This window comes from Micromonospora sp. CA-259024 (assembly GCF_050936255.1).
Taxonomy (GTDB): domain Bacteria; phylum Actinomycetota; class Actinomycetes; order Mycobacteriales; family Micromonosporaceae; genus Micromonospora.
In genome coordinates this window covers 887,565-909,564 of record NZ_JBNJND010000001.1, presented here as the reverse complement: position 1 = coordinate 909,564, position 22,000 = coordinate 887,565, and the positions used below count along the sequence as shown (strand labels likewise).

The following is a 22,000-nucleotide window of genomic DNA, read 5'->3' as shown; positions in this document are numbered from 1 at the left end:
GAACAGTGGTCAGCCCTTCGCCGTGCCGGTGTGCCAGAGCCCTCTGCCGCCGATCGAGATGGTCACGTTGCCGTCGGCCTGCAGCACCAGGATCGCCCCGTTGTTACCGGCCGTGCCGGAGCTCCAGATCGTCGCGTTGGATTTGGTGTAGAGCACCAGGTGACCGTCGCTCTGGAAGACCAGGTGATCTCCGCCCCTGCCGCCGGTACGGGTCTGCCAGACCAACCTGCCCTGGTCGTAAAGGAGCACGTTACCGTCGTCGGCCAGCACGAAATTGAGCCGGTTGGTACGCCAGGACTGGTTGAGTTGCAGCACCGAGGTGCCCTGCACGACCAGGGTCTGCCAGTCCGGCTTGGGTGGGGACGTGGTGGGGCGGGTCTGCGGTGGCCGGGACGGCGAGGTGCCACCAGGGGTGTTTCCACCGGGGGTGCTCCCTCCGGGGGTGTTCCCTGCGCCAGGCTGCGCTGCGGGGGTGGACGGTTTCACTCCGGGACGCGGCGTCGCGGTAGGGCTCGGCGCGCCGGCCGGCTTGCCGCCCAGCCTCGGTTCCTGCTGGTAGTGGCCGACGTACCCGGTCACCAGGCTGATGTAGTCACGGAGTCCCGCGTCGTCGGGTACCCCGCCGGCCCGCCGCACCGCGTCCGGGCCGACGCGGAACGCGGCCAGCGCCAACGGGAACGGGTCCTTCTCCATCCCGGACAGTTCGCCCACGAGGGCGCACATCGTCAGGCCGAGGCTCGGGATGGCCACGCTCGGGTCCCAGGGCGAGGTGGTGCTGGACGACGGGGCGTACCGGGCCCAGACCTGCGGATTGAACTGGGCGATCCCCTGCGCGGAGTGCGCACCGAGCAGGTTCGGGTTGAAGCCGGAGGAGGCCATCAGCTGCGCCGCGACCCGGGCCGGGGAGAGCGCCGGGCACGATCGGCCAGCCGCGAGTACCGCAGCCAGGTAGATGTCCGGCACCGGCTTGGCATCGGTCCCCGAGCTGGGTACCACCCCGATCGGGCCGCTCGGCCCACCCGAGCTGGTCCCGGTTCCGGGGCGACGGGCGTACCAGGCCGCGTAGCCGGAGACCTGCGTGACGTATCCGGTGGCTGCCTGCGGGACTCCCTTGGCAGCACGTACCGACTCCACGCCGGAGTGGTACGCGCCCAGCGCCAGCCGCCACAGGTCACCGCCGATTCCAGCCTGCCGTACCTGGCCGACCAGGTCACAGGTGAGATGGGCGAGCGCAGTGATGTTCGCGGCCGGATCGCTGCGCTGGGATGTCGGGGCGGGCTTCCACGTGTCCCACGCCGCGTCGGTGAGACCCGCGACCTCCGTGCCGCCGTTGGCGGCCTTCGCGTTCCCATCGAAGCCGGAGGCGGCCATCAGCTGGCCGGCGAGCCGGGCCGGGGTGAGGACGGGACAGGCGTGTGCCGCCGCCGCGATCGCCTCGATCTGGCCGGCCGGTACCGGTCGACCGGCGAGTTGGGCGTCCTCCGCGGTGGCGGTACCGAACCCGGCGCTGGCCACGACGCCGGTCCCGCCGAGCACCACGATCAGGACTCCGACGGCGACCCAGCGCCGCAACGGGGAGCTCAGCCGGTCCAGCCCGCGCCGGGGCAGATCCCAGATCCGTCGCGTACGGTCGGAGGCCGCGAGCCGGTGTCGAAACCGTCGGTAGACACCACCGCCGGGCGTGAAAGCCACAGTTCAATCTCCCTCAGCTGCCGGGTCCGGTTACACGACGGCTCACGGGCATGGCTGGTTCAACGAACAGGCAAGCCATTTGCGGGGTGCGTCGCCGCGTCCCCGCCGCCGGATTCCTCCCCGCCCGCGCTGACCTCCGGTTTGCCGTCCTAGTCGGGATCGACGGGGGCGACGGCGACGGGGGCGACGGAGTCGGCCTGGTCGACGACCGGAGCGTAGAGAATGGACAGTGCCCGGTGTACCGCCACTACGTCGACCTCGGGCGGCAGGTAGTGGTTGGCCCGGATCGCGTCCAGCAGGTCGGGGTCCGGAGCCAGCCCGTATGTCCGCAGGTAGTAGGCGGCGGCGTCGGTCCAGATCCAGTGACCGTCGGTGAAGAACCCGGCCGGTACCACCTCGCCGGCGCCCGCATCCACCACGTCCGGACTGCGCGTCGCAGTGATCAACAGCGGCGCTCCCTCGGCCAGGTAGCTCAACACCCGGTCGCGTTCCTCCCCGTCGAGCCGAGGGTGGTCGGGCGCGAAGCCGGGCCCACGCTCCGGGTCGAACGTGTCGTACACCTGGGCGACGAGCGGCACGGCCGGCGGGGCGGCGGTCCAGAGCAAGGCCGAGAACCCGAGCGCGGTGCGCTGGTACGCCGGCAGGTCGTCCGGGTTGAGGAACGCCTCGACCTGCGGATCCGTCTCGCCGGCGAGTTCCAGAGCATCCTGGGTACGGGCGGCGAGCGCGGGCAGAGCCGCCTCGTCACCGCCCTGGAGCAGGTAGATCCGACGCGGCGGCGGCCACTGTGTGTCGATGGCCGGGAACCGCCAGACGCGCCACAGGGCGGTCACCGCCACACCGTCGCCGAATTGCGCCGCTACCGCCGTGACCGCCACCTGGTCGATCCCGTCCGCGGCGCCGGGCCCGTCGTACGGCACCGTCAGGTCGATGCTGTACGGCACCGCGTCGCCGTGTTCGGCCAGCTCTTCCGGGCTGACCGGGGCCAGCCCGTAGGGCGGCAGCGGGTCGGTGGCCGCGCGTTCGACCTCGGCGAGCGCCTCGGTGTCTTCCCCAGCCTCGGCGAGGGTGTCGGAGAGCAGGACCGCGTCGGCCTCCGTCATCGCCAGCCGGCCGGCGAGCGCCGCGAAGACCACCGCTTGGGCGATATCCGCGAACTCGCCCTCGCTGAGCCAACGACGGGACACGGTGATCAGCTCGTCCGGCAGCCGGCCGGACATCCGCAGCAGCAACTGGTGGAACGCGGCGGACTGGTCGCTGGGCACTCCTACCACCGTGGTCATGGCGTCGTCCTTTCCATGCGCAACATGTCGGCTCGACGCTCGGCCGCGCCGTTGGGTCGGACATCCTGACGACGGCTGCGGCGACCGTCCGGTTCAATTCGGCGGTGCGCGACCCAACTATGGCCGGTTCGCATCGGCGGTGTCGCGGAGCGCAGCTGCATCGAATACAGAGAGTGCGGGGTCGCTCCGGCAGCCGACCTGGCGCCTACACGTTGCTTCCGGTCACCATCGCATCCGACCCGGCAACCGGCCCAGAACCACCAATCTCCACCAGACCACCGCGGTCGTTCACCACGGCCCACAACGGCGCCGCCGCCCACCGATCCGACTCGGACACCACGTTCCCGGCAGCCATATCGTCCACCCCGGCAAACCTGACCCGGGTATACGCGCTCGATCCCTGCTCAGTCCGGGTCTCCACCCACCACACGCGCCCATCCAGACCGCGATGGGCAATCACCACATGCCGCTGGTCATCCGGTCGAGCCACCCACACCAGCGTGGACGTGCCGAATCCCAATCCGGCCAGGTCCACCCGCTGAATCGGAGCGAAGCGACCGCCCAACCGAGCCGCCAACCACGCCGGCGAGTCCGCACCATCTTGTGGCACCGACCCCACGCCCAGCCGGTCCAACACCACACTCACCCGCGAGACACGATCCGTCTCCCCCTGCTCCGACGCCGGCAACGTCGCTACCGCCGCCGCCAACCCGGCCCCCACACCCACCGGCCCAGAGACATCCACTCCCTGCGCCGACGACGCCGCTGCCGCAACCGGAAACGGCAAACCCCCGAGCTGCCAGGCCTGCCCACCCGGCACCCACGCCAGCTGCCCTCGCCCGGACGGCCCGACCTCCACCGACCCGTCCACACCCAACCCGGCACCCACCGGCACCGTCGGGATCTCGTCGACCGACATCCGTTGCGCCTCGCCCTCCCGGGGAGTGCGGCCGGAACGCTCGTCCAGCGCATCCTGGAGCACGCCGTAACCCTGCTGTGCGTTCGCGCCGCGGCGCGGACGGTCCTGCTCGAAGTACCGTGCCGGCTGACTGAGTAGCTGGTAGGAGCCGTACTCGGCGAGCCCGTCAAACGCCTCCTGCCCCAGCGCCTCGGCCAACACCCGGTTGTACGGCGGGGCGAGTGGACTGTTGGTGCCCAGCCGGAGTACCCGGAATCGGGACGCCCATTGGCGCCGTGCCTCGACCGTGGCCGCCGGCTCCCCGGGGACCGGGGTAGCGATCGCCGTGATCTCCGCCGAGGGGACGTCGAGTGAGTAGTCCACGCCCAACGCGTGCACCACCTGCTGACGCCCGATCGCATCGAGGTGCCGCTCTAGATGGTGCTGCACCGAGATCAGCGAGCGACCGGTGTCGGCGATGTCGATGACCACGAGCGGTCGGTCCGCCGGCAGGTCGCCCAGGAACTCGTCGAAGTGCTGGTGCAGCATCGCCAACTGGTCGGGATCGGCCGGTGGTTGATCGAGGGTGGTAGCCAGGATGGAGTTCGGCTCGGCCGGGCCGGGCCTGAACGCCGACAGGGGTAGGTTCGCCGACCGTACCCGGTGGTCGAGGCGCGGCAGGGCGGCGATGATCGCGGCCGGGCTGCGGCCCAGCCCGACGTAGACGAACTGGTCCGGTGGAAACTGACGCAGGATCCACTGGCCGGCCAGCTCGACGGCTTCGAGTACCGTCTCCTGGTCCGCCGCGAGCTGGTCGAAGGCCCGGGCCTGGATCTGCTGGACGAAGAGCGCCGCCTCGTCGACGCGGTACTCCCGCGGCGTCGTCTCCTCCGCCGGATAGAGCACCTCGACGAGCTGCTCCTCGAACAGCTGCGAATCAGGCAGGTCCACGCCGTTGTCCTCGGCCCATCGGCGGACGGCATACGGGGTCAGCCCGTATTGCTCGCCCTCGTCGTCGACGAGCACGACCGCCGACGACGGCTCACGGCTGGCCAGGACCGGGTTGCCGTCGAGTCCCTCGTCCTCGTCGCCCTCGTCGTCGGTCTCCCGGTAGAGGTCCTCGCCCGGCACCATCTCCGGGTTCGGGTAGTACGACTGGATGCGATCGGCGATCGGCTGCTGGACGCCCGGCTGCGGGAACGAGCCGGCGACGTAGCGTACCCAGTGCAGGTCGGTGCCGACCCCTTCGACCTGGATGCTGCCGTCGTTCGAGTGCACCCTGGTGCCACCCGGTGCCGCGATGGACGTGCCCTGCGGGAGTAGACCCGAGAGGTGCTCGGCGAACCGGTTGCGGCCGTCAACACCGTCGGTCAGGACCCGTATCGGTGGCGGGCCGGCAGGATAGAGGCCGCGCAGCAGCGGTGCGATCACTCGGGCGAGGGGCCGGGCCCGGGTCTCGGGGGCCACCGCCACGTTGATCGTCAACCAGTCGGACAGTACGTCAGCGGGGCGGGGATCGACCGGCGCGGCCTGCGCGGGCGAGATGACGAGACCAGAGTCGGCCCAGTGCACCGCCAGGTCCCCATTCGTGCGAACGTCGAGCGCCTGGTTGGGCCCGATCCGCTGCCACCAGGCCGGCAGGTGGTCGGGGGCCGACGGCGATTGCGGTTCTCCGAGCGGGTCACGCAGGATGACGCGTGCCGTCCCGGTGAAGATCGGGGCGGTGAACAATGGTGTCACCGCGCCGGTGAACAGGTTGATCAAGAAGATGCCGCGCTCCTCGTTGCGGATCACGGCGACCAGTGCCAGCTGTCCGGAGCCGACTCGCAGCTCCACCAAAGCGCTGCTTCCCGGCCCGTGCCGGATGACATCCCAGACAACGCCGCCGAAACGGGCACTGGTCCAGCGGGTGTTGGTGGCGTGCGCGAAGTCGACCAGGCTGTTGGCCTCGACCGCGTCGCCGTAGAACGCGCGGTGCAGCCCGGTGACCCGGTCCATCAGTTGGCTGCCGGAGATCTGGAGAACCAGGGACACCCAACCGGCGAGCCGCTCTCCGGTGTCGCCGTACGGCGCGGGGCGCGCGGCGGCGTCCGTTCCGCGTACCTGGACCGCCAGGCCGTGCTCCACCTGGGGATCCTGATCGGTGCGGAAGCGGCCCCAGCCGGGCGCTGTTTCGGTCGGATCGAGCAGCGTGCCGTCGGTGCCGACCGCCCACTCGCCCAGCGGCCCGATCACCTCGACCTGGCCGGGCAGCCGATCGGCGAGATCGAGAATGACGTGGTTTTCTCCCTCGACACCCGACACGAGGACCCGCAGCGGCGGCACCGGATCGTCGCCGTACACCCGGGTGACCACATCGGCGAGCGCGTTGGCGACGGCGTTGGACGGGAGATCCGGTGACACCGCCACCACGATGGTGGCGACACCCGGCAGCGGCTGGATCCGGCCCGCCGCCACCGGCACCTGCCAGCCCGACTGTTCCACATAGATCAGGCCAGGGTGCTGCCGCTGGTCGGACGGGTAGGGCGAGTAGACGAGGTACCCGGGGGGTGCGGCGGTGAGCAAACGATGGTCCCAGGCGGAGCCGTCCGGCAGAGCGGCCCGGGCCCGAAGGCTCTGCTCCTCCGTCATCGTGCCGTTCACCGGGGGCGGGGCCACGGCGGGGACCTGCACCCGGTCGTGCTGGCGGTTTCCAGCGGTTGCGGGGGTCGTGTTGTCGTCGTTCATGCCGGTGTGGTGGCCGGTGAGGTCGTTCGGGTCAACGGGGGTCGCGCCGGGGGGTGGGTTGATGCCGTCGGTGAGGGGGATGAGGATCCACTCCTCGACGGTCTCGGGAGTCCTGGCCAGTCCGCCGGTCTGTCCGTCGAGGAAGACCACACCGTTGTCGTCGTGGACGACGTTGAAAGCGTGCGAGATCTGGGTTCCGGCGCCGCGGACGAGCAGGACAGCTCGGGAGTTGATCGGGGCCCTGGACATGGTGGTGCGCACCGATTCCAGGTCGGTGCGGAACAGCCGGGACTCGGGGCCGGTCAGGTGGAGTTGGTCGCGTTGGTAGTTGACCAGATCCAGGGTGGGTAGCAGGTCCGCATCGCCGTTGCCCCTGTCCGCCGCGGTACCGGGGGCGGACCAGGTCATGGTCTCACCGGGTCGCAGATTCATCTCGGTGGTGATGGCAGTGAGAACACAGTTCGTCTCGGAACGGTCGGGGTTGACCGACCGCAGCCAGGGATATTGCTGATGAACGGTGGTGTCGTCGAGCGGCGACTCGATCAGTCGGGTGAACTCACCGGCCGGACCGGCGCCGCTCAAACCGTAATCGGGTGGCTCGTCGGCCGGAGACCGCGTCGCACCGAAGAGCGCCGATGCTCGCCCGTCCGGCTGGATCGGTGAGTTGTACTGCGGCGGCGTGGCCGAGTCGTTGTCCTCGGAATCGTCCCGGTCAGGCGACTCGGTGAACTCGGCCCCGCCTAGTTGGGGCCCGGACCCTTCCCGTTCCCAGGCCGCCAATCCGGCGGTGTCCACAAGGTAGTACTGATCGGAGCCGAACCCCACTCCTCGGAGGAACTGCAGTGGAATTTCGGGCGTGTACCCCCCCATATTCACATCCGCCCACTGGACCGCCGCGATGCCGGCCGGCTGCTCCAGCCAGCGCAGGTACCCAGCTCGGTCGCGTACCGGAAGTTGAACGGCCAATGGCCCGTCGTACTCCAGTTCCGGGGTGGTCTGGAAAGCCCAGCGTGCTGCGGCCGCCGCAGGATCCGCATAGCTGACCTCGTCGGCCGGCGCCGCTGCGAGACGCGTCACCGCGTCGTGCAGCGGCATCGCGGTCGGCTGCCCGGTGGCGTTGGCCAGTGTCTCCCAGAGATCCGCGGTGAGCTCCGTGCGTCTGGCCCGCTGGTTGCTCTCGCTCCAGAGGTGCACCCGCCAGGCCACGGTCTCTATGCTCGGCTCCCCTTCCGCGCTGGCCAGCCGGATGCGCTGCGTCGACACGACCGTGACGTGCCGCACCAGGTGCTGGATGAACCTGGAGGCACGCTGTTCCCTGTCGCTCAGCGGATCGGCGAGAAGGACCACCGGCCGCAGACCTCCCGGCGGGGTGGGGACCAGGTCCCGTAGATACTCCTGCGCGGTCAGCCACTGGCCGTCCACCGGGCTACGCAACCTGCTGTAGGACTCGACCCCGGGGAGGTCTGCCGCCCGGTTGAAGCGGCCCGGTTCCACCACCACCTGCTCCAACGCGTTGAACCCGATGCTGTCATGCAGGTCCTCGACGAACCCGGTGAGCACCCCGTGGTTGGGCACCATGACGGCGACCAGACCAGCGCGGTATCGGTTGACCCAGATCTCGTCGGCGTCCGCCCAGAGGGTGAACACCTCACGCGACGGTTCGTCGCCGACGCTGGGCAGCCGAAGACGGTACGGAGTGACGTTCTCGCCCAGCCGCACCGGCGTCGCCGACGAGCCCGGCGGCGCGACCGGAAGGACAGTCCGGACCCGCAGGAACTCACGGGCCGCGTCGAGGGCGACAGCGCCCGTACCTCTAACGCCCGCGCCGAGCGGCACCGCGACAAGTCGCTGACTTTCCATGTCCGCGGATGGTGCCGCCGGGCTGATGGGAGTCCGGTACGCCGGCGGCCCGTCCTGCTCCTGCCGCTCCTGCTCGATCCTCCGGGTGACCACCAGCAGTGCCAGGTTGTAGTCGTCGAACCAGGAGTGGCCCTGGTCCAGCCAGCTGCGGATCTCGGTCGCCAGGTCTCGCGGCACGGCCGACCGGCTGGCGTCCTGCACCGCCGACGCCAGGGTGGCGTAGAAATCAGGCTCCTGGCGCGGATAGAGACGCCAAGTGAACGATCCGTTGGGTTGCGCTGAGCCCACGACCACTGCCCGGGGGGCGGGCAACCCCATCACCTGCCGGGCTTCGACAACCTCCGCCACCTCCCGCGCGAACAGGCGAAGCTCCTCATCGGTGCCGGCCGGCACCAACACCAGCACCGACGGCTCGTTCCCGCCCGCGCTGCCGTTGGTCTGGCTGTTGACCGGAGTGCTGAAGAACAGGTCGAGAAGTTCGGTTATAGGCAGGTAGGGGCCGCCCGGCTCACCAGAGGCCGCCAGTTGCGGCCGAGGGTCGGCTTCCAATCCCAGGTTGACGAATTCGCCAGTCACCACCACCGCCTCGGTGGGGACGGTGAGCGCCGTTACCGAGGCGAGGTGCGCGGTCAGCTGCGGCTGGACGTCGCCCGATTCCGATTGGCTCGGCGGAATCAGCCACACCCGGTCCGCCAAATGCCGAGCGGACCGGCCGCCCCGCGCCGCGGCATGCGCCCAGTCCACGAGCCTGTCCAGGGTGAGGCGGCTCTGGAGCACGTCGGCGTGCCGCAGCGCCTCGGCGCGGCTGACTGTTATTTCCGGCAGTGCCAGTTGCAGGAATGGCTCAAGCCGCTCACGTAGTTGGATGATCCCGTTGAGGGCCGTGTCAATGAACTGCTGACGCGAGGCCGACCGGTCGCTGTTCATCACGACATACACGCCGACGAGAATCTCCGCCGCCGACGCCATCGAAAGGATCGGACGGAACTCGCCCGCTGCCCGGCTGGCCGCCTCGATCCGTCGGGCCTCGGTAAACAACCCGTCGAGCGGCCCAACCGTTGCTCGACCCCGCCACCACCGGACAGCCTCAGTCACCAACCGCCCACTCGGCTGTTGGTCGTCTGATGTCTCACGACCAGCAAGCTCATCCAGCATCTGGCCGGTGAACTCCCACCGGAAGTCACTCGCCCCGATTGGTGACAGCCGTGCCTGTTCACGTCGAGGCGAATAGGCCGATCCCCGAGCGGACTCCAACGGCGACCCCACGGTGAGCCAGCGCGGTGTCGAGCCGCTCAACGGAGACGGCCGCCACACTGGCCCACCCAGCGGCGACCGCAGCGCCGACCTGGTCAGAGGCGACCGTGGTGACATCACCTGACGCGGAGACAATCGCTGCCTGGCAGACCCACCTTCGGCCAGGGGCGACGAGAGCGACAGCCGAGGCAACTGCAACCGCAGAGTGTCGGAATGGGTACGAGTGGGAACCCGACTGCCGGAACGGCTGGTGCCCGCGTCGTTCGAGTCCAGGGTCGAGGAAGTTTCCTCGAGAACCTGCTCTCCCGCCCGGCGAGCATGGCGCGGACCAGTACCCAGACCCGGCGGAGTGGTTGCGTGGTCAGGGCCGGTAGGTCCAGTCCGCATGGTTGGCGCGGCGTCGATGGTGTTGGTGGGCTGGTTGGGTTCGGTTGGTGTTGTGGGTGGCTGCGCGTTAGCCCATGGGGTGTGGCTGGTAGAGGTGCTGGGATTGGCCGGGGTAGGTCCGTCTTCCGGCTCTGAGTCCGTCACATAAATGTCGTCCATGTCGTCGGCGTCAAACGTGGAGGTCTGGTCGTCATCCAGTGCCGGCAGGGTCGCCTCGGGCAGGCTCGGGACGTGTTGGACCGTCGTGGTATCCGGGTGCGACGCCTCCGCGATGTTCGACCCGGAAACCGGGGCCGTCGGCTCGCTTGGTGGTCCGGCGGGAATGATCTCAACGTTGTTTCCGCGGTGGCGGACCGATGTTTCGGGGGCGTTGGCGTAGCTGCGTTGGTAGAAGTCGAGCTGTTGAAGGTAGCGGGCGGGGAAGATCTCGCCGGGTGTGCCGTACCGTCCGCCGCCCATGAGGGCCGGCGGTAGGTCGTACGGGCGTGGTAGCCGTTGTCCCTGTGACCCGGGTGCGGGGCTACGGAAGATCGGCCGGTTCGTACCGGGCCTCGCTTGAGGTGCCTCGGCTTCATCGCCCAGGCCGAACAGGTGCATGGTCTCGTGTAGCAGGATGATTCTGCGGAAGGCCTCGTCTTCCTGCATCAGTTCTGCTGGCCAGCGCCCGGCGTTCGCCTTGCTACCCGAGGCTGTCGGGGCGACAACGATCACTTTCTGGGCGTGGTCCCGGTCCACGAACTCGACCAACAGGTGGAGTTGGTCGCCGTTGGGGAGCTGGAACCGTTGGTTGATTTGCTCCTGGATAGCGGTATTCACGTCGTCCTGGTACTGCTCGACGATTCGTTCGTCCTCGCCGCGGCCGTCGATGTGTATCCGGATTCGGAAGATCCTTACCCACTGCGGCGTCGCCGGCCCGCGCCCGGAACCCTCCTGTTCGATCTGGACCCGGGCCACGTCATAGGGGGCATTGCGGGTGGACTGGGCCAGTGACCTCCCAGGGGTACCGACCGGCTCACGCACCTCACCGTTCTGCAGATTGATGGTGCGGAACGCCCGCGTTGGTAGGTGGGCGGCGACCCGGTCCACCACCGCCGCCGGCACCGGGTTGTTCATCTGCGGGGACGACTCCGGGCTTCGCCACCCGCTGCTGCGGATCCCCTCACCGTTCAGCGGCGGCAGCGGGTCGGTGACGTGGAACTCGATCGGCATCGAGAAGGCGCGAGCCGGGTTGGTGTTCGCCACCGGCCGGTACGCGGAGTGAATTCGTATCGTGTCCACGACCCGAGCCACCTCCGCCGCCGAGGGCTCCTCGTCACCCTCCTGTGTGAGCCGGTGGTGTACCGCCTCGGCCAGGGCCTGCTCGAATGGGACCAGCGCCTCGTCGATCCCGTTCGCTGCGTCGTCGCTATCGCTGCGAGCCTGGTCGTACTGGCCGATGACCAGAACTTCCGGCCCGGGGTGCCCCGCGAGATAGTGCTCTGCGGCGCGCTGCCCCACCTCACTGGCCAACGCCACGACCTGGGCCGTGGCCTGCGGGGTCAACCGCAGAGTTTTCCGGTCCCGGTCCACCACGATCGCCCGGCGATCAAGAATCGCTTCGCGCTGTCCCCGAAGGTCCGGCTCCGGCGTGGCCGGCACCGGCCGCGTCCGCACATACCGCAACCGGACCACACCTTCCGGTAACGACCCGTCAGCAACGACCCGCGCGTCGACCTGAACCCGTGGCGCCGGGCTCAGCCCCTGACGCTCAGCCCAGCGAGTCACGCCCAGATTCAGCTGACGCCCGGCCACTCCCGCGGCCCACGACGCGACGTCGTCATCCAGCGCCCGCCCCACCGCTGCGGACTCCCCCGCCACCTGGCCCGGCAGACCGACCAACATCTCGAAAACCAGAAGCTGCCGCCCGCTCACCCCGATCTCGGCCATCCGGTCATCACTGGTCGTCCGCACCGCCTCCGACCCGGCCCACCTAGAAATCTGGACAGCGGCCGACGTTCCCCGGGAACCATCCGAATCCGCCCCCCGCGTCACAAGGACCTCCCTCAGCCCGTCGACCCGCAGCTGAACGACCCCGTCATCGACGGTCACCGGCCCAAGCGTTTCGTCTTCCTCCGCACCTGTCAGGCCGAACTCGTCATCCTCGTCATCCGACAGGCCCCACTGTGGCGACGCGGCCCCGGACCGTTCGTCGCTTTCATCGGTGGTGCCGAGGATGTCCGGCGACAAGGCGGTGGGGCCAGTGACGCGCCTTGCCACGCCGTCTGTCTCTGGTGAGACAAACGCGACCGCCTGATTGCCCTGCCGGACCGCCCGGTAGGCACCGAACACCAGCAGCGAATGATCCGCTGGCACCGAGTCGGGCGCGTGGGTTTCCACGCGAAGCAATTCGAGTCCACCAACCTCGGCAAGACTCGCGTCATGATCAGGGAGTACGGCGTATGCCCGACCCTCGATGGTCTCCGTGTCGGGGTCAGAGAGCATCTCGTTGATACGCTCGCTGAACTGGTAGTCGTCTACCAGGCGCCGGTTGGTCTCCGCCGGATCCTCGGCGGCGATTGCCTCAAATTCAGTCTCCGACTGGTCGGAAGCTATGCCGAGGATGTCCGGCGACAAGGCGGTGGGGCCGGCGATGCGCCTTGCCACGCCGTCTGTCTCTGGTGAGACAAACGCGACCGCCTGATTGCCCTGCCGGACCGCCCGGTAGGCACCGAACACCAGCAGCGAATGACCCGCTGGCACCGAGTCGGGCGCGTGGGTTTCCACGCGAAGCAATTCGAGTCCGCCGACCACAGCAATGTCCGCTTCCCCGTCGGGGAGTATGACGTATGCCCGGCCCACGATGGTCTCCGTGTCGGGGTCAGAGAGTATGTCGTTGATGCGGTCAATGAAGTCGTAGTCACCTACCAGGCGCCTGTTGGTCTCGGCCAGATCCTCGGCGGCGACTACCTCAATGTCGGCCTGCGGACTGCCGTCGGACCGCCCGGTCAGCTGGCTCGGTCCATTGGATGACTCGGGCTGGTCCGGCGAATACGCCGGTCCACCTTGGACCAGTCGATCCGACTCAGGGTCGGTGTCGGCTGCGGTACGGCCCGCGCGGAGTTCGTCGCCGGTTCGGGTACCGGGGCCGGTCGAGCTGCCGGCCTCCGACCCAAGCTGCTGGCGGTTCGCGGGGGTTGTGTCGTCGCCGTTCATGCCGGTGTGGTGGCCGGTGAGGTCGTTCGGGTCAACGGGGGTCGCGCCGGGGGGTGGGGTGATGCCGTCGGTGAGGGGGATGAGGATCCACTCCTCGACGGTCTCGGGAGTCCTGGCCAGTCCGCCGGTCTGTCCGTCGAGGAAGACCACACCGTTGCCGTCGTGAACGACGTTGAAGGCGTGCGAGATCTGGGTTCCGGCGCCGCGGACGAGCAGGACAGCTCGGGAGTTGATCGGGGCCCTGGACATGGTGGTGCGCACCGATTCCAGGTCGGTGCGGAACAGCCGGGACTCGGGGCCGGTCAGGTGGAGTTGGTCGCGTTGGTAGTTGACCAGATCCAGGGTGGGTAGCAGGTCCGCATCGCCGTTGCCCCTGTCCGCCGCGGTACCGGGGGCGGACCAGGTCATGGTCTCACCGGGTCGCAGATTCATCTCGGTGGTGATGGCAGTGAGAACACAGTTCGTCTCAGAGCGGTCGGGGTTGACCGACCGCAGCCAGGGATAGACCTCGTGCACGGTGCTGTCATCGAGGCGAGACGGAATCAGTCGAGTGAACTCACCGGCCGGACCGGCACCGCTCAAACCGTAACCGGGTGGCTGATCGTCCGGAGGCCGTGTCGCTCGGAAGGCCGTGGATGCTCGCCCGCCCGGCTGGATCGGTGAGCTGTACTGCGGCAGCGAGGCCGAGCTCGGGTCCTCAGAATCGTCCTGGTCAGCCGACTCACCGAGCTCGGCCCCACTTCGTTGGGATGCGGACCTTTCCCGTTCCCAGGCCGCCAACCCGGCGGTATCCACAAGGTAATACTGATCGGACCCGACCTCGATCCTTCGGAGGAATTGCGGGGGGATAGCGTGCGTGTAGCCGCCCGTCTCCGCATCCGCCCATGGGACCGCCGCGATGCCGGCCGGCTGCTCCAGCCAGAGCAGGTAGTCCGCCCGGTCGCGCACTGGAAGTTCAACGGCTATTGGGTCGTCGATCCCCAGTTCCGGAGTGGTCTGGAAAGCCCAGCGTCCCGCAACCGCCGCCGGATTCGCGTAGCCGACCTCGCCGGTCGACGCCGCCGCGAGACGCATCACCGCGTTGTACCGCGACATCGGCGCCGGCTGCCTGGTAGCACGGGTCACTATCGCCGAGAGATCCGCGTTGGCCGGAGTACGCCTGGCCCGCTGGTCGCGCTCGCTCCAGAGATATGCCCGCCAGGCCACGGCCGGCTCGTCCCACCCGTCTTCCGTGTCGTGCAGCCGGGCGTGCTCCGTCGACACGACCGTGACGTGCCGCACCAGGTCCTGGACGAACGGGGAGGCAATCTGTTCCCTGTCGCTCAACGGATCGACGAGAAGGACCACCGGCCGCAGACCTCCCGGCGGGGTTGGAACCAACTCCCGTCGATACTCCTGGGCGGTCAGCCACCGACCGTCAACCGGGCTACGCAACCTGCTGTAAGGCTCGACCCCGGGCAGGTCTCCCTCCCGGTTGAAGCGGCCCGGTTCCACCACCACCTGCTCCAGCGCGTTGAACCCGATGCTGTCATGCAGGTCCTCGACGAGCCCGGTGAACACTCCGTGGTTGGGCACCATGACCGCGACCAGACCGGTGCGGTACCGGTTGACCCAAACCTCGTCGGCATCGGCCCAGAGCGTGAACACCTCACGTCCCGGTTCGTCCCCGGCACTGGGCAGCCGAAGACGGTACGGAGTGACGTTCTCGCCCAGCCGCACCGGCGTCGCCGACGAACCCGGCGGCGCGACCGGGAGGACAGCCCGGACCCGCAGGAACGCCCGTGCCGCATCAACGGCGACAGCGCCCGTACCTGGAATGCCCGCGCCAAGCGGCACCGCGACAAGTCGCTGACTCTCCATCGGCGCGGACGGTCCCGTCGGGCTGAGCAGAGCCCGGTACGCCGGCGGCCCGTCCTGCTCCTGCCGCTCCTGCTCCATCCTCCGGTTGACCACCAACAGCGCCAGGTTGTAGTCGCTGAACCAGGAGTGGCCCTCATCCAGCCGGCCACGGATTTCGGTCTCCAAGTCCCGCGGAACGGCCGACTGAGCGGCGCCCTGCACCGCCGACGCCAACGTGACGTAATCAGTTCGCTGTCGCGGATAGCTACGCCAGACAAACGACCCATCGGGTTGGCGTGAGCCGGTCACCACCGCCCGAGGGGCCGGCAGGCCCATCACCTGCCGGGTTTCGACAACCTCCGCCACCTCCCGGGCGAACAGGTCGAGCTCCTCATTGGTGCCGTTCGGCACCAGCACCAAGACCGACGGCCCGCTCTCACCAGCGCCGCCGTCGGTCTGGCTGTTGACCGGGCTGCTGAAGAACAGGTCGAGAAGTCCGGAGACCGGCAGGTAGGGGTTCACCTCACCCGACACCGCCAACTGCGGCTGAGGATCGGACGCCAACCCCATATTCACGAATTCACCAGTCACCACGAGCGCCTCGTTCGGGACAGCGAGCGCCGTTACCGAGGCGAGGTGCTCCGTCAGATCCGGCTGAACATCGTCCGATTCCGATTCTGTCGTCGGCGGAATCAACCACACCCGGTCCGCCAGGCGGCGGGTGGAACGACCACCCCGCGGCGCCGCTTGGGCCCAGTCCACAAGCCTGTCCTGGGTAAGACGTGACTGAAGTACGTCGACGTGCCGCAGCGCCTCGGCCCGGCTGACTGCTATTTGTGGCAACGTTTGCTGCTGAAGTGACTCAAGCCGCTCACGTAGCTCGGTGATCTCGCTAAGGGCCGTGTCAATAAGCTGCTGACGCGAAACCGACCGGTCATCGCTCATCACCGCATGCATACCGACAAGAATGTTCGCCGCCGCCGTCATCGAAAGGATCGGACGGCCGTCACCCGCTTCCGCATCCGCGAGCGCCGCCTCCACCCGGCGGACCTCGGTGAACAACCCGTCGAGCGGCCCACCCGCCGCCCGACCCCGCCACCAGCGAACAGCCTCAGTCACCAACCGCCCACTCGGCTGCCGGTCACCTGACCTCACACGAGCAAGCTCATCCAGCATCTGACCGGCGAACTGCCACCGGAAGTCATTCACTCCGATCGGTGACAACAACCGCGCCGAATCACGCGGAGTCAGAGGAGCCGATCCCCGAGCACTCAACGGCGACTGCACGCTGAGCCGATGCGGTGTCAGACCCCCCAGCGACAACGGCCGCGACGCCGATCCACCCAGCAGCGACCGCGGCGACAACACCTGCCCCGCAGACAACCGCTGCCCCGTAGACCCGCCTTCGGCCGGAGACAACGAAAGCGACAACCGAGGCAGCCGCGACCGCACACCGCCAGAATCCGGTGAGGTGGTTACCAGGCCGGAGCTGGTGGATCCACTCCGCATGGTTGTGTCGTTGCCATCCATGCCCGTTTGTTCGTTCGGGTTGCTGGTAGCCGTGATGGGGCCGGTGATACGCATTGCCACACCGTCGGTCTCTGGCGAGACAAATACCAGCTCTTGATTGCCGCGCCGCACGGTCCGATAGGTGTCGAACACCAACAGCGAGTGACCCGCTGGCACCGAATCGGGAGCACGGGTTTCTGCTCGGAGCAATTCGAACCCACCGACCGCAGCAAGGTCCGCGTCCCCGTCGGGGAGTATGGCATATGCCCGACCCGCAACGGTCTCCGTGTCAGGGCGGGCAAGTAACTCGTTGATGCGGTCAACGAAGTCGAAATAGTCGCCTACCAGACGCCGGTTGGTCTCGGCCACACCCTCGGCAGCGACGACGTCAATCTCAGTCTCCGGCTGGTCGGCAGCCATGCCGAGAATATCTGGCGACAAGGAGGTGTGGCCGGCGATCCGCATTGCCACACCGTCTGACTGCGGTGAAACGAACGCCACCGTCTGATCGCCGTGCTGCACGGCCCGATAATTATCGAATACCAGCAGCGACTGACCCGCTGGCACCGACTCAGGGGCACGGGTATCCACCCGGAGCAATTCGAACCCACCGACCACGGCAAGATCCGCATCCCCGTCAGGGAGTACGGCATATGCCCGACCCGCAACGGTCTCCGCGTTAGGGCCGGCAAGTAACTCGTTGATGCGGTCGATGAATTCGTAGTCGTCCACCAGGCGCCGGTTGGTCTCGGCCAGGTCCTCGGCGGCGACCACCCCGATTTCATTCTCCGGCTGGCCGGCAGCGATACCAGGGATATCTGGCGACAAAGCGGTGGGGCCAGCGATCCGCATCGCGACACCGTCCGTCTCTGGCGAAACGAACGCGACCATCTGATCGCCGTGCCGCACGGCTCGGTAGGTATCGAATACCAACAGCGAGTGACCCGCCGGCACCGACTCCGGAGCACGGGATTCCGCTCGCAGCAACTCGAGCCCACCAACCTCCGCCAGCCCCGCCTCCCCGTCAGGAAGTACGACATAAGCCCGACCTGTGACGGTTTCCGCGCCAAGACCGGCAAGCATCTCGTTGGCCCGGTCAACGACATCGAAACCGTCCACCAGACGCCGATTCGTCTCGGCCACACCCTCGGCGGCGACCGCCTCCAGCTCCGCCAAAACCTGCGCGGAAATGTCTCCAGCCTGTCGACCGCCGTCGAACCGCCCGACCAACTGGCTCACCCCGGCGGATGACCCGGACTGATCCGGTTCCGCTTCCGAGTCCGTCACGTAGATGTCGTCGAGGTCGTCGCTGTCGGCTTCGGTACGGCTAACGCGGAGCCCGTCGCCGGTTCGGGTACCCGGGTCGGTCGAGCTGCCGGCCTCCGACCCAAGCTGCTGGCGGTTCGCGGGGGTTGTGTCGTCGCCGTTCATGCCGGTGTGGTGGCCGGTGAGGTCGTTCGGGTCAACGGGGGTCGCGCCGGGGGGTGGGGTGATGCCGTCGGTGAGGGGGATGAGGATCCACTCCTCGACGGTCTCGGGAGTCCTGGCCAGTCCGCCGGTCTGTCCGTCGAGGAAGACCACACCGTTGCCGTCGTGAACGACGTTGAAGGCGTGCGAGACCTGGGCTCCGGCGCCGCGGACGAGCAGGACAGCTCGGGAGTTGATCGGGGCCCTGGACATGGTGGTGCGCACCGATTCCAGGTCGGTGCGGAACAGCCGGGACTCGGGGCCGGTCAGGTGGAGTTGGTCGCGTTGGTAGTTGACCAGATCCAGGGTGGGTAGCAGGTCCGCATCGCCGTTGCCCCTGTCCGCCGCGGTACCGGGGGCGGACCAGGTCATGGTCTCGCCCGGTTGCAGATTCATCTCGGTGGTGATGGCAGTGAGAACACAGTTCGTCTCAGAGCGGTCGGGGTTGACCGACCGCAGCCAGGGATAGACCTCGTGCACGGTGCTGTCGTCAAGGTGAGACGGAATCAGTCGAGTGAACTCACCGGCCGGCCCGGCGCCGCTGAGGTACCAGTCGGTCACCGACTCCGCATCATCAGCGGGCGGAGGTGGAAGCACCGGAGGTTCCGGCATGAGGTCCGCCCGTACGTCGGCACCGGCCACCTGCTGGTTTACCTGCCGCATGTCGGCCGGGTTGTCCCGCACCCGCGTCGAGTCGGCACTGGACGACGGCGCCTCGACGCCTTCGGCCCGCAGGACCGTCTTCGCCAACTCCCGCTCGTCGCGGATCGTCGACCCGAGGTCCGGCACACTCTGCGGCCCGACCCCCATCAGTAGCGCCGACTCGGGCCGGTCCACCCCTTCCAGCGGAAGGTCCCCAAACACCGCCTCGTCGCTCTCCTCCACGTTCCGGTGGCCCGCTCGAGGCACCGCCGAACGCCGTCTCCCACCCCCCGCGACCACCGGTATGACCATCGGGCCCGGCCCCTCCGAAGTCGCCTCCGAAGTCGGAATCGGCGCACCTTCGGTAGCCGCCGAATCAGCAGTCGTGCCCGTGTCGTCCAGGGAGTGCGGAGCCCTCACCCGCTGATCAGCGGGCCCCGCCTGCACCGCCGGCTGCTCCACCACCAGCGGCTGATCTGCGCCACTGTCCACAGCCGAGCTTGCCGACCCCGCCGACCCTGGCATGGTCACGGAGCTCGGAGTAGGCACCCCAGAAGTGGATACCCCCGGCGGGGCCAGTCTGGCCGGGGTGCCCGAGGTGCCCGGGGTGGAGACAACTGCTGGCGGCGTCGACGTCGGGGTCGACCCGGTCGAGGCGGTGGGCCTGGTTGATCCGTCCGGAACCACCGGGCTGTTCGGGTTCACCGGGGTGGCACCGGCCGCTGCCGGCATGCCGGAGATGGTTACCGGCCCGCTCGTGTCCGCCGGCGTCCCCGACAGGCCCGTCTGCGAACCCGTCTGCGGGTTCGACGCCGGCCCTGTCTGGGGGCCTGTCTGCGGAATGGTTTGGGGGGTCGTTTGTGGAGTCGGTGGGCCGGTCGGTGACAACGCCGGGTTCGTGACCGGCTGCGGTCCCACCAGCCCGGACGTGCTGGTGGTCGGCGGGATGCCGCTGCTGCCCGCTGCCGGGGTATCCATGTCCGGGAGGCCCGGTACGGGGTCGACGGACGCGGGTGGTTGCGGTGGGCCGGCCGGTACCAGCACGGGAGGCGTGTCCAGCGACGGCGACGGCACATCCTGGTCCGGCCCGGTGATCACGTCCGGCTCGATGATCACGTCCGGTCCGGTCACCTCACCAGCCGGCGGCACACCAGGCGGGCCCACCTCGTCGTCCCCATCCACCGGGGACCCGGCCCCGCCGCCCGTCGACGAACCCGACCCCGACCCCGAGCCGGAACCGGAACCCGACCCGGAACCGGAGCCTGAGCCAGGAGCTCCCGGTGGGGTCGGCGTATACGGCGGTGGGGATCCTGGATCATCCTGCGACCCGACGGCCGAATCCGTGGGAGGACCGGAGTATCCCGGCGGCGGGTTCGGATCCGTCGGCACATACGTCGGGACCGGATCCCGATCCGCGATCGTGTCCGGATCCGCATCACCCGACACACCACCACCCGACGCCGAGTCGCCCTTCCCACCCCCGACCGCGTCCCCCACCGACCCCGCGACGTCCATCGTGAAACTGTTCAACACACTGGACACCGCCGTCGGCGCCAGAATCCCCGTATCCACCACCCCACCGTTCAACACCAACCCCGACACCACCTCCGTCGTCAGCTCCTCAACCGCGTCCTCCGCAGCCCTGCCCCCCGACGACGCCGCACCACCGGCCACACCACGCCCCGCCGAACCACCACCCTTACCCCCACCACCCACAGCCCCACCCAGGCCCTTACCACCCAACCGACGGGCCGCGCCCTTACCCGCCCCGAACACCCCACCGACCAAAGCCTCCAACGCGCCCCCCGCGGCCGCGTCGTTCGTCGAGTTCCGGTTCCACCCCCGCTGATAACCCCGACCCCGCCCCGCCAACTGCGCCGCCACGTCCACCAACAACTCGTAAATCATGTTGAACGCCGCGCCCATCCCCGCCTTACCCACCACCCGCACAAACGTCTGATAAAACGCCTGCCGCACCACCGGCGCCTTCGCCACCCACTCCAAAAACGCGGCAGGATTGACCCACAACAACTTCAACGCGATCAACAACTCGATCAACAACAACGCCGTGATCGCCAAAATAGTAACCTGAACATAAAAGAACAACGCCGCGAACTGCACCATCGCCTGACCCAGAGTCCGCACAAACTCCGGCCCCGCCTTCAACAACCCCGCAACACGATCCGCCGCCGCAACAAAAGCCTTCTCAGACTGACCCCGCACCCCACCACGGATCGTCTCCACCCCCGACGCAAACGACTTCTCCGCATCATCCAAAACATCCGCAACACCATACAACTGCTGCCCGAACTGATTAAACTTCTCCGGCAAAAGGCCCGGAAACTCCTCACCATAAAACCACTTAAAAAACCCAGCAAGAGAATCCGGAACCTCAAGCGGCACGACACCAACACCCCCATCAAGGGAGGGCTACACCGTCAGGACGGTGTAGCCCTCCCTTATTACCTGTAACGATTTGCCAACTCAGGTCCGGTTTGGAACGTTATCCACGTTGATCTGCTTGGCCAGGTCCGCGGTGAGGTCGGAGGTATCCGCCAACACCTTGCCCAGCGCATCGACGCTGCGACCGTCCTGAGTCGACAGCGCACCATACGCGTCGACCAGGTTGACGAGCACCTGGATCGGCTTCTCCATCTGCTTCATGACCTCGTCGTCGACGCTGCTCCGGGAATGCCCGGGCGGCCAGTTCTCCGCCAGGGCCGCTTCCAGAAGCCGCTGAGCCTTCTCGACCTTCTCCTGGTAGTACTTCAGCGGCCCACTGTTGATCACTTCAAGGTCTGCGGCGATTCTCATCGCGTTTCCTCCGTCCGGTCCGCCTTGGACGGCATGCCAGAGAACATCCGGTCGGCCGTACGCAACGCCTCACCCATGATCTCCTCGAAGTCGATCGGGTTGTTGAGCATGTCGTAGGACGAGACACCACCCGGCAGGAACGTCTGCAACAGCTCGCTCGTCCTCTCACGTGCCTGCTCCCGAGCCGTCCTGATGGTCTCCACCAGCAGGCTGCTCAGTTCGGCAGGGGCCATGGTCCGGTACGCGTTGGTCGGGAACTTGAGCTCCATGAGGTCGCCCTGACCATTGACGATCACACTGACCGCCCGGTTCTTCGCGGTCACGGTCGTCGAGGCTTCCGCGAGGTTCCGCTCGAATTCGGAGATGGCGGTCTTCTGTTCTTCGAACTCGGCGAACGCCTGCTCAAACCTGTTCTGCAAGGGACTGGACACGATCA

The 22,000-nt window shown here is 68.2% G+C and carries 5 protein-coding genes; all 5 read right to left on the bottom strand.

Translation table 11 applies throughout. The features are described 5' to 3' along the window. Positions 1 to 9: 9 nt before the first annotated feature. Positions 10 to 1,692, bottom strand: a complete 1,683-nt coding sequence (locus ACQEUX_RS03690; protein ID WP_433041069.1) for a ricin-type beta-trefoil lectin domain protein — start codon at positions 1,690 to 1,692, stop codon at positions 10 to 12. A 149-nt stretch (positions 1,693 to 1,841) separates the two neighbouring features. Then, positions 1,842 to 2,975 (bottom strand): hypothetical protein, encoded by a 1,134-nt coding sequence (locus tag ACQEUX_RS03685; protein ID WP_433041067.1) that lies wholly within the window; start codon positions 2,973 to 2,975, stop codon positions 1,842 to 1,844. 205 nt (positions 2,976 to 3,180) lie between these two features. Beyond that, complete coding sequence (locus tag ACQEUX_RS03680) at positions 3,181 to 21,153, bottom strand: toxin glutamine deamidase domain-containing protein (RefSeq protein WP_433041064.1); 17,973 nt, start codon at positions 21,151 to 21,153, stop codon at positions 3,181 to 3,183. 81 nt (positions 21,154 to 21,234) lie between these two features. Beyond that, complete coding sequence (locus tag ACQEUX_RS03675; RefSeq protein ID WP_433041061.1) at positions 21,235 to 21,564, bottom strand: hypothetical protein; 330 nt, start codon at positions 21,562 to 21,564, stop codon at positions 21,235 to 21,237. After that, positions 21,561 to 21,995, bottom strand: coding sequence for a YbaB/EbfC family nucleoid-associated protein (locus tag ACQEUX_RS03670; protein WP_433041058.1), 435 nt, complete (start codon positions 21,993 to 21,995; stop codon positions 21,561 to 21,563). Before ACQEUX_RS03670 ends, ACQEUX_RS03675 begins: the two co-directional genes overlap by 4 nt. Positions 21,996 to 22,000: the final 5 nt, after the last annotated feature.

Bases quoted from the DNA above. Each gene is read 5' to 3' on its own strand.
- ACQEUX_RS03675 (WP_433041061.1), bottom strand. From the start codon at position 21,564: ATGAGAATCGCCGCAGACCTTGAAGTGATCAACAGTGGGCCGCTGAAG.
- ACQEUX_RS03685 (WP_433041067.1), bottom strand. From the start codon at position 2,975: ATGACCACGGTGGTAGGAGTGCCCAGCGACCAGTCCGCCGCGTTCCAC.